Origin of the sequence: Pseudomonas sp. MD195_PC81_125 (assembly GCF_014060985.1) — a bacterium.
GTDB lineage: Bacteria > Pseudomonadota > Gammaproteobacteria > Pseudomonadales > Pseudomonadaceae > Aquipseudomonas > Aquipseudomonas parakoreensis.
Window position 1 is genome coordinate 1 of the sequence record NZ_JABULD010000251.1, and the last position, 3,073, is coordinate 3,073.

The following is a 3,073-nucleotide window of genomic DNA, read 5'->3' on the forward strand; positions in this document are numbered from 1 at the left end:
AATTCGGTGTGTCATTCAGCATCTTTGTGACTGATACAGCGCATTCGCGAGCAGGCTCGCTCCCACAGTTGTTTCAGGGATGACTTGAACCTCCAGGCCGCTCGGCGCATCTTTATTCCTGTCGCACAACAAGAATAAGGAACCGTCATGTTCGATATCAGCACGTTCCCCAAAGCCGATGCCGTCCGCCGGGCTGCGCAGTTGAGTCAGGACGACTACAAGCGCCTGTACCGCGAATCGATTGAACACCCCAGCACCTTCTGGGCCGAACAGGCCACGCGCTTCCTCGACTGGAGCACACCGTGGCAGACCGTTCAGCGCTACGACCTGAAAACCGGTGAAGCGGCCTGGTTTGCCGGCGGCCAACTGAACGTCAGCTACAACTGCATCGACCGCCACCTCGCACAGCGCGGCGAGCAGACCGCGATTCTCTGGGAAGGCGACGACCCTGCCGAATCGGCGCAGATCACTTACAAAAAACTCCACCACCACGTCTGCCGCCTGGCCAACGTCCTGAAAAGCCGTGGCGTGAAAAAAGGCGACCGGGTGTGCATCTACATGCCGATGATCCCCGAGGCGGCCTACGCGATGCTCGCCTGCGCGCGGATCGGCGCGATTCACTCGGTGGTGTTCGGTGGCTTCTCCCCGGACTCCTTGCGCGACCGTATCCTCGACGCCGACTGCCGCACGGTGATCACCGCCGATGAAGGCGTGCGCGGCGGCAAATTCGTACCGCTCAAGCAAAACGTCGACAAGGCCCTGCGCAGTTGCCCGGACGTCAGCACCGTGGTCGTGGTCGAACGCACTCAAGGCAAGGTCGATTGGGTCGAGGGCCGTGACCTCTGGTATCACCAGGCCGTGCGTGACGTCAGCGACGACTGCCCGCCGGAGCCGATGGACGCCGAAGATCCGCTGTTCATCCTCTACACCTCCGGCAGCACCGGCAAACCCAAGGGCGTGCTGCACACCACCGGCGGCTACCTGCTGCAAGCGGCGATGACCTTCAAGTACGTGCTCGATTACCGAGAGGGCGAAGTGTTCTGGTGTACCGCCGACGTCGGCTGGGTCACCGGCCACAGTTATATCGTCTACGGTCCGCTGGCCAATGGCGCGACCACGCTGATTTTCGAAGGCGTGCCGAGTTATCCGAGCACTTCGCGCTTCTGGCAGGTGATCGACAAACACCACGTCAACATCTTCTACACCGCGCCGACCGCCCTGCGCGCGCTGATGCGCGAAGGTGCCGGGCCATTGCAGGAAACGTCGCGCCAAAGCCTCAGACTGCTCGGCAGTGTCGGTGAGCCGATCAACCCGGAAGCGTGGGAATGGTACTTCAACGTGGTCGGCGAACAGCGCTGCCCGATTGTCGATACCTGGTGGCAGACCGAAACCGGCGGCATCATGCTCAGCCCGCTGGTCAGTGCCCAGCGGATCAAACCGGGTTGCGCCACGCAGCCGATGTTCGGCGTGCAACCGGTGTTGCTCGACGAGCACGGCAAGGAAATCAAAGGCGCCGGCAGCGGCGTGCTGGCGATCAAGTCGAGTTGGCCGGCGCAGATCCGCAGCGTCTACCGCGACCCGCAACGGATGGTCGACACCTATTTCAAACCCTACCCCGGCTATTACTTCACCGGTGACGGCGCACGCCGCGACGAGGACGGCGATTACTGGATCACCGGGCGCATCGATGACGTGATCAACGTCTCCGGCCACCGCATCGGCACCGCCGAAGTCGAAAGCGCGCTGGTGCTGCACGACAGCATCGCCGAAGCGGCCGTGGTCGGTTACCCGCACGACGTCAAAGGCCAGGGCATCTATGCCTTCGTCACGCCCATGAACGGCGTCGAGCCAAGCGATGAGCTGAAGAAAGAGTTGCTCGCCCACGTCAGCAAGGAAATCGGCAGCTTCGCCAAACCGGACCTGATCCAGTGGGCGCCGGCCTTGCCGAAAACCCGCTCGGGCAAGATCATGCGGCGCATCTTGCGCAAGATCGCCTGCAACGAACTCGACAGCCTCGGTGACACCTCGACCCTGGCCGATCCGAGCGTGGTGCAAGGTTTGATCGACAAGCGCCTCAATCAGTAACATCCGTGGCGCGGTCACCCGGCCGCGCCCGTTCATCATCTATGAGTTGTCATGGAATTCTTCCGCAGCCGTATCGAAAACCAACTCATGAGCCTGACCGGGCTGTCCCTCGGTCAGCTCGATCTGGAAAACCCCAAGGGCGATCCCGGGCTGTTCGGGCCGGACTCGATCAGTTGGCAAGTGCACGGCGATTTCAGCAGCATGCTGATCGGCGGCATCAGCGCATTGTTGCTGCAAGCGCTGCATCCGCTGGCGCTGGCCGGGGTCTGGGATCATTCGAATTTTCGTCAGGACATGCTCGGGCGTTTGCGCCGCACCAGTCAATTCGTTTCCGGCACCACCTTCGGCTCGCGCCGCGACGCCGAATGGCTGATCGACAAAGTGCGCACCATTCACCTGCAAGTGGTCGGTATCGCGCCGGACGGCCGACCGTATGCGGCCAGCGATCCGGACCTGCTGACCTGGGTGCACGTAGCCGAGGTCAGCCATTTTCTTGCCGCGCACCTGCGTTACCGCAACCCGCAATTGTCGGGGGCGGATCAGGATCGCTACTACGCAGAAATCGCCGTGGTCGCCGAGCGCCTGGGTGCGCGGGACGTGCCGAAATCGCGGCAGGCCGTGGCCGACTATCTACAACGCCTGCGCCCGCAACTGCTCTGTGATGAGCGCAGCCGCGAAGTCCTGCGCCTGCTGCTCGACGCCCCGGCCCCAAGCGTGCTGGCCCGACCTTTTGGCGACCTGATGATGAAGGCCGGCATCGACTTGCTGCCGGACTGGGCCAGCGCCATGTTCGGCATACGGCAGAATCCGCTGCAACGCCAGTTGATCCGCGCCAGCGTCAAGCGCAGCGCACCGATGCTGCGCTGGGCGATGCGCAATGGTTCGGTGCAGCGGGCCAAACGTCGGATGGGTTTGCTGACCTGAAAGCTTCGCGAGCAGGCTCGCTCCCACAGGAGATTGATTTGCAGCATAGATCCTGTGTGGGAGC

The 3,073-nt window shown here is 62.7% G+C and carries 2 protein-coding genes; both read left to right on the top strand.

Features of this window, described 5'->3' with window-relative positions; genetic code table 11:
- Positions 1 to 147: 147 nt before the first annotated feature.
- Positions 148 to 2,085: an acetate--CoA ligase gene (acs, locus tag HT737_RS10740; protein ID WP_182402513.1), complete on the top strand. Its 1,938-nt coding sequence runs from the start codon at positions 148 to 150 to the stop codon at positions 2,083 to 2,085.
- Positions 2,086 to 2,136: 51 nt separating this feature from the next.
- Positions 2,137 to 3,009 carry an oxygenase MpaB family protein gene (locus HT737_RS10745; RefSeq protein ID WP_182402515.1) on the top strand — a complete coding sequence of 291 codons (873 nt, stop codon included), beginning with the start codon at positions 2,137 to 2,139 and terminating at the stop codon, positions 3,007 to 3,009.
- The last annotated feature ends 64 nt before the right edge of the window (positions 3,010 to 3,073 follow it).